Annotated in this window: 14 protein-coding genes and 1 pseudogene; 4 read left to right on the top strand and 11 right to left on the bottom strand. The window is 44.0% G+C overall.

The features are described from left to right. The first annotated feature begins 228 nt into the window (after nucleotides 1-228). Complete coding sequence (locus HMPREF1505_RS07435; RefSeq protein ID WP_081722940.1) at nucleotides 229-1,035, top strand: hypothetical protein; 807 nt, start codon at nucleotides 229-231, stop codon at nucleotides 1,033-1,035. A 50-nt stretch (nucleotides 1,036-1,085) separates the two neighbouring features. Here the strand turns inward: HMPREF1505_RS07435 and HMPREF1505_RS07430 are convergent, their stop codons facing one another. The 11 genes and pseudogenes from HMPREF1505_RS07430 to HMPREF1505_RS07385 form a co-directional block, all read right to left on the bottom strand. Then, nucleotides 1,086-1,520 (bottom strand): hypothetical protein, encoded by a 435-nt coding sequence (locus HMPREF1505_RS07430; RefSeq protein ID WP_036924182.1) that lies wholly within the window; start codon nucleotides 1,518-1,520, stop codon nucleotides 1,086-1,088. Nucleotides 1,521-1,584: 64 nt separating this feature from the next. Continuing rightward, nucleotides 1,585-2,082 (bottom strand): STM3941 family protein, encoded by a 498-nt coding sequence (locus tag HMPREF1505_RS07425; RefSeq protein ID WP_036924179.1) that lies wholly within the window; start codon nucleotides 2,080-2,082, stop codon nucleotides 1,585-1,587. Between the two features lie 6 nt (nucleotides 2,083-2,088). Next, nucleotides 2,089-4,164, bottom strand: coding sequence for a helix-hairpin-helix domain-containing protein (locus tag HMPREF1505_RS07420; protein WP_369758972.1), 2,076 nt, complete (start codon nucleotides 4,162-4,164; stop codon nucleotides 2,089-2,091). Between the two features lie 201 nt (nucleotides 4,165-4,365). Next, nucleotides 4,366-4,803, bottom strand: a pseudogene (locus HMPREF1505_RS13730) (Tex-like N-terminal domain-containing protein); the annotation flags it as partial. Between the two features lie 94 nt (nucleotides 4,804-4,897). Next, nucleotides 4,898-5,443, bottom strand: coding sequence for a 50S ribosomal protein L19 (locus HMPREF1505_RS07415; protein ID WP_036924176.1), 546 nt, complete (start codon nucleotides 5,441-5,443; stop codon nucleotides 4,898-4,900). Between the two features lie 23 nt (nucleotides 5,444-5,466). Continuing rightward, nucleotides 5,467-6,123, bottom strand: a complete 657-nt coding sequence (locus HMPREF1505_RS07410; protein WP_036924172.1) for a murein L,D-transpeptidase catalytic domain-containing protein — start codon at nucleotides 6,121-6,123, stop codon at nucleotides 5,467-5,469. A gap of 88 nt (nucleotides 6,124-6,211) precedes the next feature. Then, entirely contained in the window at nucleotides 6,212-8,353 is a 2,142-nt protein-coding gene (locus HMPREF1505_RS07405; protein ID WP_036924256.1) for a M3 family metallopeptidase, read from the bottom strand. Between the two features lie 910 nt (nucleotides 8,354-9,263). After that, a complete protein-coding gene (locus tag HMPREF1505_RS07400; protein WP_036924169.1) occupies nucleotides 9,264-10,844 on the bottom strand; it encodes a hypothetical protein in 1,581 nt (526 codons plus the stop codon). Between the two features lie 53 nt (nucleotides 10,845-10,897). Beyond that, on the bottom strand, nucleotides 10,898-11,101 hold the full coding sequence (locus HMPREF1505_RS07395) for a hypothetical protein (protein WP_036924165.1): 204 nt from the start codon (nucleotides 11,099-11,101) through the stop codon (nucleotides 10,898-10,900). Between the two features lie 248 nt (nucleotides 11,102-11,349). Beyond that, a complete protein-coding gene (locus HMPREF1505_RS07390; protein WP_036924164.1) occupies nucleotides 11,350-12,360 on the bottom strand; it encodes an iron ABC transporter permease in 1,011 nt (336 codons plus the stop codon). A gap of 21 nt (nucleotides 12,361-12,381) precedes the next feature. After that, nucleotides 12,382-13,503 carry an ABC transporter substrate-binding protein gene (locus tag HMPREF1505_RS07385; RefSeq protein WP_036924253.1) on the bottom strand — a complete coding sequence of 374 codons (1,122 nt, stop codon included), beginning with the start codon at nucleotides 13,501-13,503 and terminating at the stop codon, nucleotides 12,382-12,384. Between the two features lie 130 nt (nucleotides 13,504-13,633). Between HMPREF1505_RS07385 and HMPREF1505_RS07380 the strand changes: the two genes are divergently transcribed. From HMPREF1505_RS07380 to HMPREF1505_RS07370, 3 genes are all read left to right on the top strand, one after another. Next, nucleotides 13,634-15,097 carry an SLC13 family permease gene (locus tag HMPREF1505_RS07380; protein ID WP_036924161.1) on the top strand — a complete coding sequence of 488 codons (1,464 nt, stop codon included), beginning with the start codon at nucleotides 13,634-13,636 and terminating at the stop codon, nucleotides 15,095-15,097. Nucleotides 15,098-15,139: 42 nt separating this feature from the next. Beyond that, nucleotides 15,140-15,841 (top strand): hypothetical protein, encoded by a 702-nt coding sequence (locus tag HMPREF1505_RS07375; protein WP_036924159.1) that lies wholly within the window; start codon nucleotides 15,140-15,142, stop codon nucleotides 15,839-15,841. A 248-nt stretch (nucleotides 15,842-16,089) separates the two neighbouring features. Beyond that, nucleotides 16,090-16,536: a YhcH/YjgK/YiaL family protein gene (locus HMPREF1505_RS07370; protein WP_036924157.1), complete on the top strand. Its 447-nt coding sequence runs from the start codon at nucleotides 16,090-16,092 to the stop codon at nucleotides 16,534-16,536. Nucleotides 16,537-16,612 lie beyond the last annotated feature (76 nt).

Below are 16,612 nucleotides of genomic sequence, written 5' to 3'. Positions count from 1 at the left end.
CGCCTGAAAGGGTGGCAGCTTTTTCAGCATAACAACAGCAACACACCAGAACACTACAAGCAGCCCCTCCCCCTTGCCCCTCCCCCAAAGGGAGGGGAGTAGACACCGAGATATCCCTATGGTAGCTACTCTTGAGCTCTCTGAATCAATGGTAATTGCCCGAAGAGAGTAAAAGAGGGGGAGTAAACAGCGCGTTATCCCTATATAATTAGATGATTCTGTGGTAAAATGAAAAAAACAAGGAAGAAGTCCCTGAACATAGGGGTATCTCGCTATTTACTCCCCTCTCTCCTTTACTTCCCTTCGGTCAGTGACCGTTGGTTCGGAGAGGGGTTGGGGGTGAGGCTAATCCATTACATAGTTTTGGTTCTGCTGCTCGTTGTAGGAGTGGGGCAGGGGGCACATGCGCAATATGTGATAACGAAAGAGACTGCGAGGTGTCTGACGAAGCAGGATTCTTTGTTGTCGGATAATTTTGGGCAGAAAGTTGATGGGCAGCTTAAGAGTCCTTATCGTGCTGATACTGTAAGTCTTATTGACAAATACTTTCGTAGGGGTATGTCGAGAAAGGGCATACTGATGATTCCTAAGGGTAAACGACCTGCACCCGAAACCTATTTGAAACGAAGATATATAAGGCGACATCTGAAGAATTTTAAGGCAGGTGCATCGTGTATCGTTTCGAAAGAATTGTTAGAACGATATCATGGCGACTCTATCGGTAAGGCTGATAATAGTCAGTTTATCATGATGAAATCGGAGATGGATAGTGTATTGATGAGAAGTCATGGCGACTTGTCACGCATCGAACATGAATTGGGAATCCCTGCAGGTGCGTGGAAACATCGGGTATTAGTAAGGATTGACATCCCCAAGCCAAAGAAACTCAGGTTGAGGATGCCGTCGGGTAACGAAGTCGGAGCGAATGTGCTATGGCTTCCAGGTGGACTTCTACCTACTGGATATAAAGAGGCGGTGATAGATAGAATTCCGAAAGGAAGATATAAAGCTTCGTTGATTGAGATTACCCAATGATTGTATAGAAAGAAACTTAAATAAGAGGCTATCGCTCATATTCACCTGATTTAAATGTAATGAATAATGAGGATTAATATGATAAGGAAGCATAAACCTATGATACCATCAAGGACACGATTGGAAAAGTATTTGGGATTACGAGGGTAAATGTCAACATCTATTAGCTTTAATTCGCCAGTTTCAATCATACCTTGTATTATCTCTTTCTTACTTCTACCCTCTTTGAGAAACATTTCGAGTGTTTGTTGTTGTTCCTCATTCAGGTCTATATCATATGCTTGATTACGTTGAATTTGTCTCTGCTTCCATCTCTTGAATTGTTCTTTGTATGATTCTTTGAAGCAATCAAATACTGGTGATTCAGTTATCAAGGAATGATAACTATAATTATCTCTGATAATAAAGCGATGATAGACGAAGCGAAGTGCAGCACCTATATGAACCAATGTTAAGCCTATAAAGCCTCCAATAATGTCATGCATAGCTTAATACTCACCTCCAATCCCTCCCAAAGGGAGGAGGGCTTAAATAGGGTTATTTGTTATATTATTTATGTTTTGCCAAGTTCAGCTTGCAGAGCGTAAGTGCTTCTTCAGCTCGCCCATCCATCATATAGGCAGGGAAGGAGTAAAGGGCGTTGATAGTCTTGAGGTTATACTCCATAGTCTTGCGTTTTATCCATGAAGATTCGTTTGCGATAATCTTTTCAGGGTCTTTCATCTGAATGGTTATCAACCTGTTACCTTTAAAACGTATTAGGGAGAAGTCGGCAATCTCGTTCCATAATACTTCCTTAGCTCCGCAGATAGAGATACCTCTATCGGTAAATTCTATTTCTTTCTTATGGTTTATGAGAAGTTTTACCTTTTTATAAGCCATAAACAAACCGCCGCCACCAAAGAAGATGATGGAGAGGATGCCAGCAACTCTTATTGTCCATAGTGGATAAGTTGTGGTGGGGTCTTCTACGGTAAGGAGCCATACGCCTAAGGCGGTAAACGCGATACAACCTAAGTAGGCAAGGATTTTCTTAGTCTGATTCATATATTTTTATTGTTTGATATTCTTCATACTCAATGCGATACGTTTGCGACGCATATCGACTTCAACGACACGGACACGGACGTGTTGATGAAGGCGGAGGACTTGTGTGGGGTCGGTGACGAAGCGGTCGGAGAGTTGTGAGATGTGGACGAGTCCGTCTTGATGGACACCGATGTCGACGAAGGCTCCGAAGTTGGTGATGTTTGTCACGATACCGGGGAGTTCCATTCCTACGATGAGGTCGTTGAGGGTGTGGACATTCTTGTCGAATTCAAAGACTTCAACCTCTCCACGGGGATCGCGCCCAGGCTTCTCAAGCTCGGTGAGGATGTCGCGGAGAGTAGGAGCCCCACCCGACCTCCCCGAAGGGTGGAGAGGAGCCTCCCCCGACCCCTCCGAAGGGAGGGGAGACAAACTTGCAGATACATTGCTGAGGTGTTGGGGAAGGGTTGAATATTCACCCTTTTGTGTGTGTATAGGCACTCCTCCCCTCCTTTCGGAGGGGTTGGGGGAGGCTTCTCTCCCCCTCTCTGAAGGAGAGGGGGTAAGGGGGGCGAGGCTGGTTGGGGTGAGGTACCTTTTGATATCAATTTCTGCCAAGAGTTTCTTATTGCCAATGAGATCCTTTATCGTACATTTCAAGTCCTTCGCCATTTGCTCAACGATGTGATAGCTCTCGGGGTGAACGGCGGAGTTATCGAGTGGGTTCTTGGCATTGGGAATACGGAGGAAGCCTGCGCACTGCTGGAAGGCAATATCACCCAGACGCTTCACCTTCTTGAGCTGGGCACGTGAGGTGAAAGGACCGTGCTCACGTCGGTAATCAATGATATTGCGGGCAAGGGCAGGACCGAGTCCGCTGACGTAGGTGAGCAAGTGGAGGGAAGCCGTATTGAGGTTGACTCCCACCTGATTGACACAACTCATCACTGTCTGGTCGAGTGAATGCTTAAGTTTTGATTGGTCGACATCGTGCTGGTATTGTCCAACACCGATGCTCTTCGGGTCAATCTTCACGAGTTCAGCGAGTGGGTCCATCAGTCGTCTACCGATAGATATGGCTCCACGTGTGGTCACATCCTCGTTGGGGAACTCTTCGCGAGCCACTGGAGAAGCAGAATATATGGAGGCACCATCTTCGGAGACGAGGAAGATGGATGAAGCCCCACCCGACCTCCCCGAAAGGGGAGGAGACAATCTTGCAGATACTTCGCTGAGGTGTTGGGAAAGATTTAAAGTGCCCTTATCCTCTCGTGTGCGCATAGGCACTCTCCCCCCTTCGGGGGAGCTGGAGGGGGCTTCTCTCCCCCTCTCCCTTCGGAGAGGGGGCTGGGGGGTGAGGCTGTTTCCTACAAACTCCTTACTTTCCCTGCTTGCCGTACCATTACCAATGGCGATCGCCTCAATCTTATATGTGCGTATCATCCTCTGGAGGGCTTCCGTGGCTTGTCTTACCTGATTGCGTGGTGGATGCGGATAGATAATCTCGTGATGAAGGAGGTTACCTTGTTCGTCAAGGCAAGCAATCTTACATCCGTTGGCAAAACCAGGGTCGAGGGCGAGGACACGCTTCTGACCGAGTGGGGGAGAGAGGAGAAGCTGGCGGAGGTTTTCGGTAAAGACTTTGATAGCCTCTTCGTCGGCACGCTCCTTACTCAAGGTAGCAAATTCGTTCTCAATGCTCGGATTGATAAGACGTTTGAAGGAGTCTTCAACGGCTTGGTTGACGAGGGTCTGACAGATTCCGTGTCCACGTACAAACTGACGGGTGAGGCGTGCGATACATTCTTCACCGTCAATCGTGATGCTTACACGCAGGATGCCCTGTGCCTCGCCACGACGCATAGCAAGCAGTCGGTGGCTATTGCAACGGCGGAGAGGTTCGGAGAAGTTGAAGTAATCAGCGAACTTCTGCGCCTCCTCGGTATCTTTCATCTTCTTGATTACCTTCGATGTGATGACAGCCCCACGCTGATAAGCTGTGCGGACAGTATTGCGTGCTTGCTGGTTCTCGGAGACAATCTCGGCAATGATGTCCAAAGCCAAAGCCCCACCCGACCTCCCCGAAAGGGGAGGAGACAAACTTGCAAATACTTTGCTGAGGTGTTGGGGAAGATTCAAAGTGCCCTTATTCTCTCGTGTGCGCATAGGCACTCCTCCCCTTTCGGGGAGGTTGGGTGGGGCTCCTCCCCTCCTTTCGGGGGAGTCGGAGGGGGCTGTAGGTTTTTGGGCTTCCTCCATTATCGCCAACGCCAATGGCTCCAATCCGTGTTCACGTGCAATCTGCGCGCGTGTACGGCGTTTGGGTTTATAGGGTAGGTAGATATCTTCCAACTCTGTGGAATCCATACAAGCTCGGATTCTTGCTTCTAATTCTGGTGTAAGTTTCTCTTGCTCTCGGATAGTCTTGAGGATGGTTTCCTTACGCTTGCCGAGTTCCTTCAAACGATCATTGAGTTCGCTGATATTGGTTATCTGGACCTCATCAAGGTTCCCTGTCCGCTCCTTACGATAACGGGAGATGAAAGGAATCGTACAGCCCTCATCAAGTAAGGTGAGAACTGCAGAAACGCTTTGGAGGGGAAGAGAAAGGGAGTGGGAGATAAAGGAAGAAGGTCCAGCCCCCTCCAGCTCCCCCGAAGGGGGGAGAGCCCTATTTGCTGAGGGTTCGCTATTGTTCTTATGCTCGTTTTCCTTGCTGTATGGTGTTTGTCTAATCATCTTTCAGATACTGTTTTATGTCTTATCTTTGTGGAATCTGACTACTTCCCTTCCATTGCTTTTTCGGTCAGTGCCCTTTGTTTTCTTGGAAGAATCAGTGCTTCTTGTTTTTGGAAGGGGCAGTGTGTCTTGTCTTAATCACGATGGTTGGATGTTTTTCTTGTCGTGGATCGTTTATATAAGTAATGATGTTGACAGAGCCTATGTCCGTGGGTTTAATACGCCTTGGCAAAGCTTCCATGATACGTTGGGGAGTAAGCTTATAATCAATGATCGTCAGCTTTTTGCGTGGTTTCCTTAGTTTTCCGTTTATTACCCATTGAAGTTCTGCAAAGGAGTTGGTTCTTATGATAACAATATCTCTTGGCGTTTTACAGAACGTAATATTCTTAGCTTGCTTTATTTGTTCATCTGCCGAAAAAGTCTGTATGGATTCGATGGCGTAGGGCGGAATAAGTCCCAGTCTTTTTGCCACAATCTCTTTGGCCGAATCCGACCGCATCTCGTCGATGGTGACGTGCAGGAGGGAGTCGGGAAGGGGAGTGCCGTCAATGACGCATAAGGTCTGCGCATGTGTGCTGAGAGTGGTGAGCACAGTCAGGATTATACAAGTCAGGGTTCTTTTCAGGTTCAGTTCCATTATAATCTTTTTGTTCGTCAAGATTATTTATATGCATAAAGCAGGATAGGCTTCTTGCTCTTGTCACAAAGGGCTTCGATTTTCTTCAGCATAGCAGGGCTTGTAGTGAAGCATCCCCACGAAGCATCGGAGAGTGGGAGATAAGATGTGAGATGGTGCATAATACCCACGTATCGGGAACTATGGATGAGGATGTTTCTTCGTCTTGCATTGCTGTTTGATGCATCCAACCCATCAAGAGCAAAACGCAACCCGACAGTAGTGGAATAGCCTTCCTCTGCAATCTTGAAAGCTCCGAGGCTCGAGCATTTGCTCCCCTCTTTGTTTGAGAAACTTGGTTTCCATGCACTATTTCCCTTTCCTTTGCCATGTGCACAGGGACCAGTGTCGAGTACGGACAACGTCTTCAGGTCGATGATAGCCATTCGGTCCTCACCCGATGGGCGCGAAAAGTCTACGAGGATGCAGTAGTCTTCGTTATACCCCTTTTCGTGACAGATCTCCCATACATCTTTGAAATAGCTTTGGAATGAATAGGGTTTTATTTTCCAATAGCCCTTTATGCTAAAGTTGAGGATTAGAAGAGAGAGAAGAAAGAAAAAGAAGAAGCGGCCTCTCTCCCTTATCCGTCCCCCGTAGAGGGGAGTGATATGTCCTTTTGATTGTGTTTTGCTTTTCATTGCTGTATTTTTTTGGCAAGTGACGGTAATCACTCCCCCTCTCTGCAGGAGAGGGGGCGGGGGGGTGAGGCTTGAGTTGGTTGAGACTTTACATCCCCCTTGCCTTCAGCAATCCCTTGGTATCAGGTGCTTTCAGGCCAGTGAAGTCAGAGAAGATAGTCATAAGGTCGCGGGTATTTCCACGTGAGAGAATCTTCTGACGGAAGTCATCACCCACCTTACGTGTCAGTGCACCGTGAGCCTCGAAGTAATCAGCAATGTTTGCGGCTAATACCTCACTCCACAGATAGCTGTAATAACCAGCTGCATATCCACCACCCCAAATATGGTTGAAGTAAGAAGTAGAGTAACGTGGAGGAATCTGATTGTTCAACAGACCCATATCAGCCAGCACCTTCTTCTCGAAGGCTGGTGCCTCTTCGGCTGTCGGAACCTCAGATGGTGAGAGGCAATGCCAAGCTAAATCCACAGAGGTAGCAGCAAGGTTCTCGCCTAATGCGTAAGCTGAAAGGAAGTTGAGCGAACCCAACATCTTCTCACGCAGGGCATCTGGCATCGGTTCGTTGGTCTTGTAATGGCGTGCATAGTGGTTGAACACCTCTGGTATGCTTGCGAACGACTCATTAAACTGTGAAGGCATCTCCACGAAATCACGTGATACTGCAGTACCACTCAACGTGTTATACTTACAATTAGAAAGCATACCGTGCAGGGCGTGTCCGAATTCGTGGAACATCGTCTGAGTCTCATCCCAAGTAAGGAGCGTTGGCTGACCTTCTGGAGCCTTGGCATAGTTACATACGTTGTAGATGAGCGGTTTCTGCTGACGGTCACCACTCTGCTTGAGGAAGGCACTCATCCACGCACCACCACGCTTTGTTGGACGGCGGAAGTAATCACAGTAGAACAGCGCCAACTGCTTACCGTCAGCATCTATCACGTCAAACACCTTCATATCCTTGTGATAAGTAGGAATATCCTTACGCTCGCGGAAGCTAAGTCCGTAGACACGGTGAGCCGCATAGAAGATACCGTTCACGAGTACGGAATCAAGATTGAAGTAAGGCTTCACATCATCATCTGAGAAACTGTACTGATCCTTCTTCATCTTAGCCGAATAATAGAAGCGGTCGTAAGGCTGGAGGCGGAAGTCAGCACCCTCCGTCTTCTGAGCATACTCCTCGATAGCCTTTGTCTGAGCCTCCGACTTAGGTTTGTAAGCCTCAATCATCTGATGCAAGAAGGCATAGACGTTATCCGTATTCTTTGCCATCGTCTTTGATAGCGAGTAAGAAGCATAGTTCTTGTAACCCATTAGCTGAGCCTTCTCCGCACGCAGGCGAGCTATCTTCACGATGACAGGGAAGGTATTGTAAGCACCAGTGCCGTCTGTACGATGAATAGAAGCGTTGTAGACACGCTCACGTAAGCCACGGTTTTCAAGACTTGCAAGGATAGGCTGCTGAGTGGTATTCGTAATCACGATACAGTAAGGTGCCTTACCTCCACGGCTCTCAGCATCTTTCTTACACTGAGCAATATCTGTCTCGCTGAGTCCTGCTAATTCCTTCACGTCGCTGACCCATACTGTTGCCTCATTGGCAGCCTTAGGAAGCATATCGCCAAACTCCTGCTGAAGCTTTGCCAACTCCTTGTTGATTTCCTGCATACGTGCCATCTTCTCTTTTGGAAGCAAGGCACCGGCATGGGTGAAGTCCTTGTAAACCACCTCTAATAACTTCTTGTCTTCGCCCTTGAGCGTCTTGTACTCATGGTCATAGACATACTTGATGCGCTGGAAGAACTTCTGATTAAACTTAACCTCATTCTCAAACTCCGTCATCAGTGGTACGATACTTCCCTGTGCCTTCTCAATCTCAGGTGTCTTGTCAGCAGATACCAGCGCATAGAAGATGTTTGAGATACGTTCCAAGTCCTTTCCGCTCCGCTCGTAAGCCAAGATAGTATTAGCGAAGGTAGGTTTCTGTTTATTGTCCGTAATCTTCTTTATCTCAGCTCTCTGCTCAGCGATAGCCGCTTTGATAGCAGGGAGATAGTCTTCACCCTTGATACGGCTGAAATCAGGGGCGTTGAAAGGTAGCGTACTCTGTTTCATAAGCGAATTGCTGACCGTCTGTGTGGTCTTAGGTCTTGCTTTCTGTGCCTGACCTGTAAGTGCTGTGCAGGCAAGTCCTGCGGCAAGCACAACATTTTTAAGATTCTGTTTCATGTTCATAATATTGTTGGGTGTTGGGTGTTGGGTGTTGGGTGTTGGGTGTTGATGGTGTGTAGATTATAGTAATCATCAACACCTATCAGCTAACACCTCTCACCCCTTACCTATTTTACCGCAAACTTACATAAAAAAAACGAGATTATGAAATTAATGGGGTTGAATGTTGGGTGTTGGGTGATGGGTGATGGGTGTTGATGATGTGTGGGGTTGAATGTTGGGTGATGGGTGTTGGATGTTGGGTGATGAATGTTGAATGTTGATGATATGAGAGATTGAATGTTGGGTGATGATGATGTGTGGATTTACAATGAACTTTATAGAAATCATTAACACCCACCACTCAACACCCACTACTCCCCATCCACCACTCCTCAAAATATATTGACAAAATATGCAAAGTAAACGTGGGGGATGGGTGAAAAAACGAGTTGTTTAAGAGCCTTCGTAAGTTATTTGTTATCAAATAGTTGTAAAGATGGGTTCCAATAGGTGCTTTGTAAGGGTTCAAAAGGGCGTTACTAAGGGGCTTAAAGGGCATCTTTTGCAAGTCAAAAGGGCGTTGTTTGTAAGCTGTTTGGTGGTCTTTATAAACTCAAAATGTGAAAAATTAGGACAAAAAGCGTCTTCAAACGTTAGAGGGTGATAAGCTTTGCCACTTGCGTTAAGAGCTTAGAAAGGTAAAACAGAGCAACTTACGTTTCTTGTTGCAAACTTAGCGTTGTCCTGTATGTCTTATTATATAATAGCATTAGTTTATTATTGATGTTTCGAGAGAACTAAAGTAATTTGAAAATAACCATATCATTCAAAAAAGAGTTAAGCCAATAACCTCTAATATCGTAGCTTAAGTTGTACGACATAAAGGTTGTTGGCTTAACTCTTTCTATATTCTCAATTATAAAGCTTACTCGAATGGCTGAATAATCATACCATTAGAAGGAGAATTGTCTTGTAAAGCAGCAAGACCCTTATTAATTGTTAGGGCATAGCTACCCGTTTGATTTGAAGGTACAGCACTTGATGTCCAGTAATAACCTGTGACACCAGCAGATTGGAACTTATAGTTATTATTACCAGTGCTATAATAGCCTAAGAAAGGAAGGTAGAAATATTGGTTCATCTCTGTGATAACAGGGAGTTGCTGCGAAGCCGCTTTTGCAACTCTCGTATAAGTGTCACGCAAATCAGTCGAAGCGTTATCTGGATGATGACTGTCAGTGAATCCAGCAATATTTGCTTTCTTCTTAAACCACATACCACCCTTATAGAGATAGCCCATTGTTGACCAAAGCTCATCAGCATCATAATGCGGATCACCCTTCAGCACATACCATGCCATCTCATTGGCATTAGGGAGAGCTGCAAAATGAGCGGTTGTAGCATCAAAACGTCCTGTTGCTGTACGAGGGCGATTATAACTATCGCTTCCAGGTAGTGGATAATTTTGACTACTTGTAGTCAAGAATTTCGTTGGTTGCCATGGGTCAGCACTGTTCCATTCATGTCCATCCCAGAAGTTCTTCTTTGCATCCCAGAGATAATAGTTTGTACCGCCAAAGTCGTTGATATTAAGATTTGCAGTAATGTCATGTATTGAACCCGGAACAAAAGTAAGTGTAACATACTTGGTTACAGTACCATCAATAGAGCCTTTAGGATTATCTGTTGTGTTACGGAGCCAATAACGAATACGAAGGTTGTGTGTTCCTGGAGCAATCACTGCGTAAGATGCGTTCTTACTCATGTCAGCAGCAGTATTGTCAATATCAAAACCACTTCCAGTTGTAAGTGTGATGGTCTTTGAACCGCCAGAAGCAAGTGAGAGTGTACCGTCTGTTGCAATGTTGTAAACACCAGCAATGTTATCCTCTGATGATATTTCAATCTTTATAATCTTACTACGATTCACGTAAGCATTACTTGAACGAGGGATAAGACAGATGTAAGAAGCCTTATGTTCAAGGGTAAATTTATAATCATTACCCATCTTTGTAGCGGTTGCAATACCACAGTCACCCGACTCACCAGCGTGGTCGAAGTTGTTTGGAGCAGACTGTGTTTGTTTGTTCTTAATCTCCACTTGTGGCTGTGAACCTTTCAAAGCCTTGTTCGTATAAACTACATCATGGGTCGTTCCGGTATATCTACCAGCAAGTTTAAATAATGCATTCGACTTCTTTGATGCAATAGGGAATGTAGCTGTAGCACTCTGGCGCCACTGCCCAGAATTATCTTTCACGAGAATGTTATCAGTTTCTTTCCAGATAACAGAAGCACCGCCCCCCTTCGTGTGGTCGTAAATAATTGTACGCGTTGCAGCACTCTCTTGAGAAATACCACTGAATGTTATAGAATCCTCAACATTGCTACGTGTTTCCTGTGAGCCTTGCAATATATCTTCATTTGAGCAACTGGTAATTAATGCAGCACCTGTCAATGCGCAACCTACCCATGATAATATCAAACGTATAGTTTTAATCTTCATATCTCTATTTATTTCTTACTCGTTAAGTGTGGTTAATCTTATATGTAAATAACTTATTCACTCCAATTATTACTTACACCCACTACATCTTCATCTTCCCAGAAAGGTGATTGTTTTGCATCGCCAGCACCTTGACCAGGGTTAATACGACCAGCGTTACCACTGGCGCTTTGCAAAATTGATTCTATATTTGTATTCAACAAATTACATTCTGGCTTAACGTACAGACTACGTTCTGATTTTTCCTTCTTGTTCATCTAATTTGAATGGCTTAATTTTCTACTATTATCCTACTACGAGTTACCAATCTTATATGCTTAAATGCACCTCTGATTATGATACGGTCGTGGCTATTACGCCACATCATATATCGCCGTAGTTTTAGTTTTTGGGTTAATTTGTGTGCAAAGTTAAGAAAAATAGTTGAAAGCAACAAGCATGATAATGGAATTAATACAAGGGAAGAGTAAAAATAACTTTTTACTAATATCTGATAGGTTGACAATTACCTACGCTGAATAATCACGTAAATGATAACGGGGGCGCCGATGAGTGGGGTGACAGCATTAAGTGGGATTATACCTGACTCGCCAGGAAGATAACAAATAAAGTTGCAAAGTAAAGCGATTACAGCACCGCTCAACACTGTTCCTGGAAGAAGTATCTGATGATTCTCAGTACGGAATAAGAGGCGTGCTATATGTGGAATAGCTAACCCGATAAATGAAATAGGACCACAGAAAGCGGTTGTGATGGCTGTTAGCAGACCTACGACTACTAATAGTATATTGCGAATCTGGCGTGTGCTAATTCCTAAACTCTCTGCATATTGTGGTCCTAAGAGTAGGATGTTCAGTGGCTTTACCAATAAAAAAGAAGCTATAATACCTATTAAACAGAGAATAGAAAAAAGAGGGATATGATTCATTGATACAGCTCCAAAATTACCCATTCCCCATACCATATAGCTTTTCACGCCTTCTTCCGATGCAAAGAAATTCAAAAGAGAAACAGCGGAAGAAGAAACATATCCCACCATGATACCCACTATCAGTAATAAAACACTGTTGCGTACTAAAGTGGAAAGGAACAAGATGAGTGCTGTTACAGCGATTGCTCCAGCGAAAGCTGCGGTAAGAATGGCAAGAAAGCCTGAAACAGTAAAGATAGAAGTAGAGACAGTCCCACCCAACAATAGCATCACCAAGGCAACACCTAAGCCTGCACCAGAACTGATACCAAATACATCTGGACCTGCTAAAGGATTGCGAAAGGCTGTTTGAAGCATTAAACCACAAACTGACAACGATGCTCCACAAAGTATGGCAGTGAGTGTTTGAGGGAGTCGGTTCTCTAAAATAATATATTCCCAGCTTTCTTTTCCTGTAAAACGACCACACAGAATATCTAATACATCAGCAAAGGGTATCTGAACAGAACCAGTTGTAAGGTTCAGTCCAAATAGAAGTAGGATACTTGTTGCTAAGCATATAAAAAGAAGAATATTCCGTTTCATTATCTTATCGTTTCGGTTCTATCAATCTTCTAACTTCTGATAGTAACGCAGTGGGACAATCTTCAAGTCGGGATGGAAAAGTTGAATCAAGTCTGAGAGCAACCAATCGGGACGCCAACTGACCTCCTCAAAGTAGGGTTTATTATCTACCTTACAGCCATATATTTCCTTTGTTTGATAAGGTTTTAGCTTTGCGTAACCTTGATATTCTGACAATAAAACTCGGCGATTGAAATTACCATTATAATTTAATATCCAAAAATCACTTTGTGCGAACTTATCCAAGATTGTTTCAAAAGGCATTGCAAGACTTCCACTATGCTTATCATTTGAATAAGCATAGCGTCCATGTGCATCTTTATATAGTAAACCCACACTGCTCTCGCCACCCGGTAGATACCACACAGCACCCACTTTTCTGTCAGGTAAGACACTACGAGTAACCTTACTTTGACTTGCCTTTTGGCTTAAAGACTTATAGTTTTGTTTAACAACAGCAAATAAAGAGTCGGCTTCATGCTCCCGTCCAAAGAGAATACCATAAAACTTCATCCATTCAGCACGCCCTAAAGCAGAACGCTCCATGTAGTCGGCACATTCAATGATGGGTACTCCTATCTGTTCTAAACGACCATAACCACCATTGTTTTCAAAGGGAGAAAGTAGTATTGCATCTGCGTTTAGATCTATAATTCGCTCTACATCAGGCTTCATTGCATCACCACAGTCTACAATGCCGCCCTTTATTCTTGCGCGTTTCTGAATATCTGGGATAATCATATACTTCAAATCGGCAACACCAGCAATCGCTTTCTGTGCATGAAGCATCTCAACAAGGTTTGCATGGGCTGTCGTGAAGATAACACTCTTGCGAAGGGGAATGACCACTTTTGTTCCGTCGTCAGGAACGTTTACATCCTTTCCGCGTTCAACAAGGTAGTAAGTATGTAGAACGGTTCCCGCTTTCCAAGGATTCAACAAACGTACAACCACATAATCTTTCGTACGTTCGATTGTAATATTTCGAGCATACTGTAGTTCTGTTTTCTCTCCTTTCTCGCTTTTATCAGCCACTTGCTTTTGATGATTACCACACGATAAAAACAATAAAACGGAGAGGGTAAATACTAATAATTGCCGCATAAACAAAGATTTATCATGCAAAAATACAAAAAAAGAAAGATTCTTTTGCTTGATAAGAATATTTTTTATACTTTAGCCCGCAAATCTATTAATCAACAATCTAAATTTATTAAACTAAACAACTAACACCATGGCAGAAGAAAAGACTAACGAACTTGGTAATCACATTGAGATGAAAAAAGTTTGGGAACTTTTAGCCATCCTCGTGGTTACAGCCATTATTTGGAATCTTCCCACAAGCAGTTTTGGCATTAATGGGTTGACCGTAGTACAGCAACGTATTATTGCAATCTTTGTGTTTGCCACCTTATCGTGGCTAACAGAGTGCATCCCTGCATGGGCAACGTCGCTGAGTATTATGTCTATCATGTGCGTCACTGTATCCAAAAACGCTTTTGGAGTCTTCAAAGGTGACGGGATAGGTGAGTTACTTGACTCAAAGGAAATCATGGCATCCTTTGCTGACCCTATCATCATGCTCTTCCTTGCAGGCTTTATCTTAGCGATAGCTGCATCGAAGTCGGGACTTGATACGCTCTTGGCACGTAATCTTATTAAGCCTTTTGGTAATAAGAGTGAGAATGTTCTTTTGGGATTTCTGCTTATTACAGGACTCTTCTCAATGTTCATCTCAAATACTGCAACAGCGGCATTGATGCTTACTTTCCTTACTCCAGTCTTTGCTGCGCTACCTGCTAATGGTAAGGGACGTATTGCCTTGACAATGTCTATTCCTATTGCAGCCAACCTCGGTGGTATGGGAACACCGATTGGAACACCTCCGAACCTTATTGCTCTTAAATATCTCAATGACCCAGCTGGTCTTAATATGAATATTGACTTCATGCACTGGATGGCTTTCATGGCACCGCTTGTGATCGTTCTGCTTTTGTTGTCATGGAGAATTATTCTTTACTTCTTCCCATTCACACAGAAGACTATTCATCTGAAGATTGATGGTGAGGTACACCGTGGATGGCGTATGTGGGTTGTTATCATAACCTTTATTGTAACAATCCTTCTATGGGTAATTCCAAAGGATGTCACAGGTATTGACACTAACACCGTTTCAATGATTCCAATGGCAATCTTCGCTATCACTGGTGTTATCACTGCAAAGGATATGCAGGAGATTAACTGGAGTGTCATCTGGATGGTTGCTGGAGGTTTTGCTATTGGCTTGGGAATGAACGGTTCAGGCTTGGCAGATGCTGCTATCGAGAGTATTCCATTCGGCAATTGGAGTCCTATCGTTATCCTTGCTATCTCTGGTTTGATTTGTTATTTCCTCTCTAACTTTATTTCAAACACAGCAACAGCTGCTCTGTTAGTACCTATCCTCGCTGTAGTATGTCGTGGTATGGGTGACAAACTCGGTGGTATTGGCGGTACAAGCACTGTTCTCATCGGTATTGCCATTGCTGCTTCTACTGCTATGTGTCTCCCTATCTCTACGCCACCGAATGCTATTGCTTACTCAACAGGACTTGTGAAGCAGAATGATATGCTTAAGGTGGGTCTGACCAGCGGTCTTGTTTCCCTTATCTTGGGTTACATCTTACTTTATTTCATTGGTCAGATACACTTCCTTTGATAAGGTCTTCGCTCCCTATAATCATATTTATATCAGAATATTATGAGCAAGTTGTTTAATTACTTAGCACTACTCTTGATGGTATTACCTTTCGCGAGTTGCCAAGAAAAGAAGGCGGAGGCAAATGTTCCGAAGTGGATTCTTTCTATGGTAAGTGATAGTAAGAATACAAGTGCTGAGACTGACTTCTCAAATATATTGTCTGACAAGAGCGTTCCTTACATTGGTTATATTGGAACGGACTATCAGAAGTTCTCGATAGACATTCAAAAAGTACAACGAATAGATGATAATCAATATGATGTCAGCGGTATTACCATTGTCAAGAACAATCGTTGTAACTTCCGTGGAACCATTGATATTGTTGAGAATAGGGAATTTACGCATCCCACGTATGGTGTGGACGACTCTATGAAGGGTCAGTTCAGGCGTCGTGGGTGTAGTATTGCGAAATATAATTTAGAAGAAGAAGCCAGCCAAACGGGAAGCGGTGTCTTCACTGGTTATCTGCTGTTCTATTGGTACGAAACCAATGATGGTAAGTTCGTTTATGACGACATTGATAGCCATTCGGACTCTTATTGCAACAATCAGTATGCAGGAACATGGAAAAGTAACAAGACTAAAAAGTCTAAACCATGTGCATGGGGGCAATACCGAGTGCCGAACAGCGGAGACCTTGACGTAGGAGCAGGGGAGTTCTCTGTCAACCCTAAGTATGCTAAGAATGGCTGGGGAAAGTAGTAACGGATAAGTTTGCAAGACGGAATTTTATTCGCTTGAGCTCTGCTACAACCAATAAAACTTGTCTGACGACGTCACAAAAAGATAAGACGTCTATCTGTAGATATCCTATCAAAAGGGGGTACACGCGCTGTGTACCCCTTTTTCATTTCTCAGATACACGTTATTTGCAGGCTAATTCTTTGTTTTCAGAAAATAAATACGTATGTTTGCAGCAGTTTTCTATAACATTTAGTAAATCCAAGAACATGATAATAGCAGATTTAAGCGCATGCCATCGCTACTTTGGACTACATCCAAGAATGAAGGAAATGCTGGAGTATATCCTCCAACATGATTTCAGCCAACAAGAAGCAGGACGCATAACCCTCGATGCTGACGACCTCTTCATCAATTTAGACGAGGTAGAACTGAAGTGTAAAGAAGCGCAACGATTAGAGTTCCACAAGAACTATATTGATATTCAAGTACCCTTATTGCAGGATGAGACAATGGGCTGGACAGCTTTATCTGACTTAGATGAGCCTGATATTGCCTATAATCCTGAGCGAGATTGTGGCTTTTATACACAAGGTGCAAAGGAATACTTCCGTGTTAAGCCAGGGCAATTCACGATCTTCTTCCCAGAGGATGCCCATGCACCCATCATTGGAAATGGGAAACAAAGGAAGTTAGTGGGGAAGATTAGGATATAAGAAGAGCCTCCCCCGACCCCTCCGAAGGGAGGGGAGTTCAAAAGGATGTACGCTGCGCACATGTGGTGCTAAGCCC

The organism is Prevotella sp. ICM33 (assembly GCF_000517825.1).
Classification (GTDB): Bacteria; Bacteroidota; Bacteroidia; order Bacteroidales; family Bacteroidaceae; genus Prevotella; species Prevotella melaninogenica.
The sequence above is the reverse complement of the archived record's forward strand: the minus strand, read 5'-3'. Positions and strand labels throughout refer to the sequence as shown.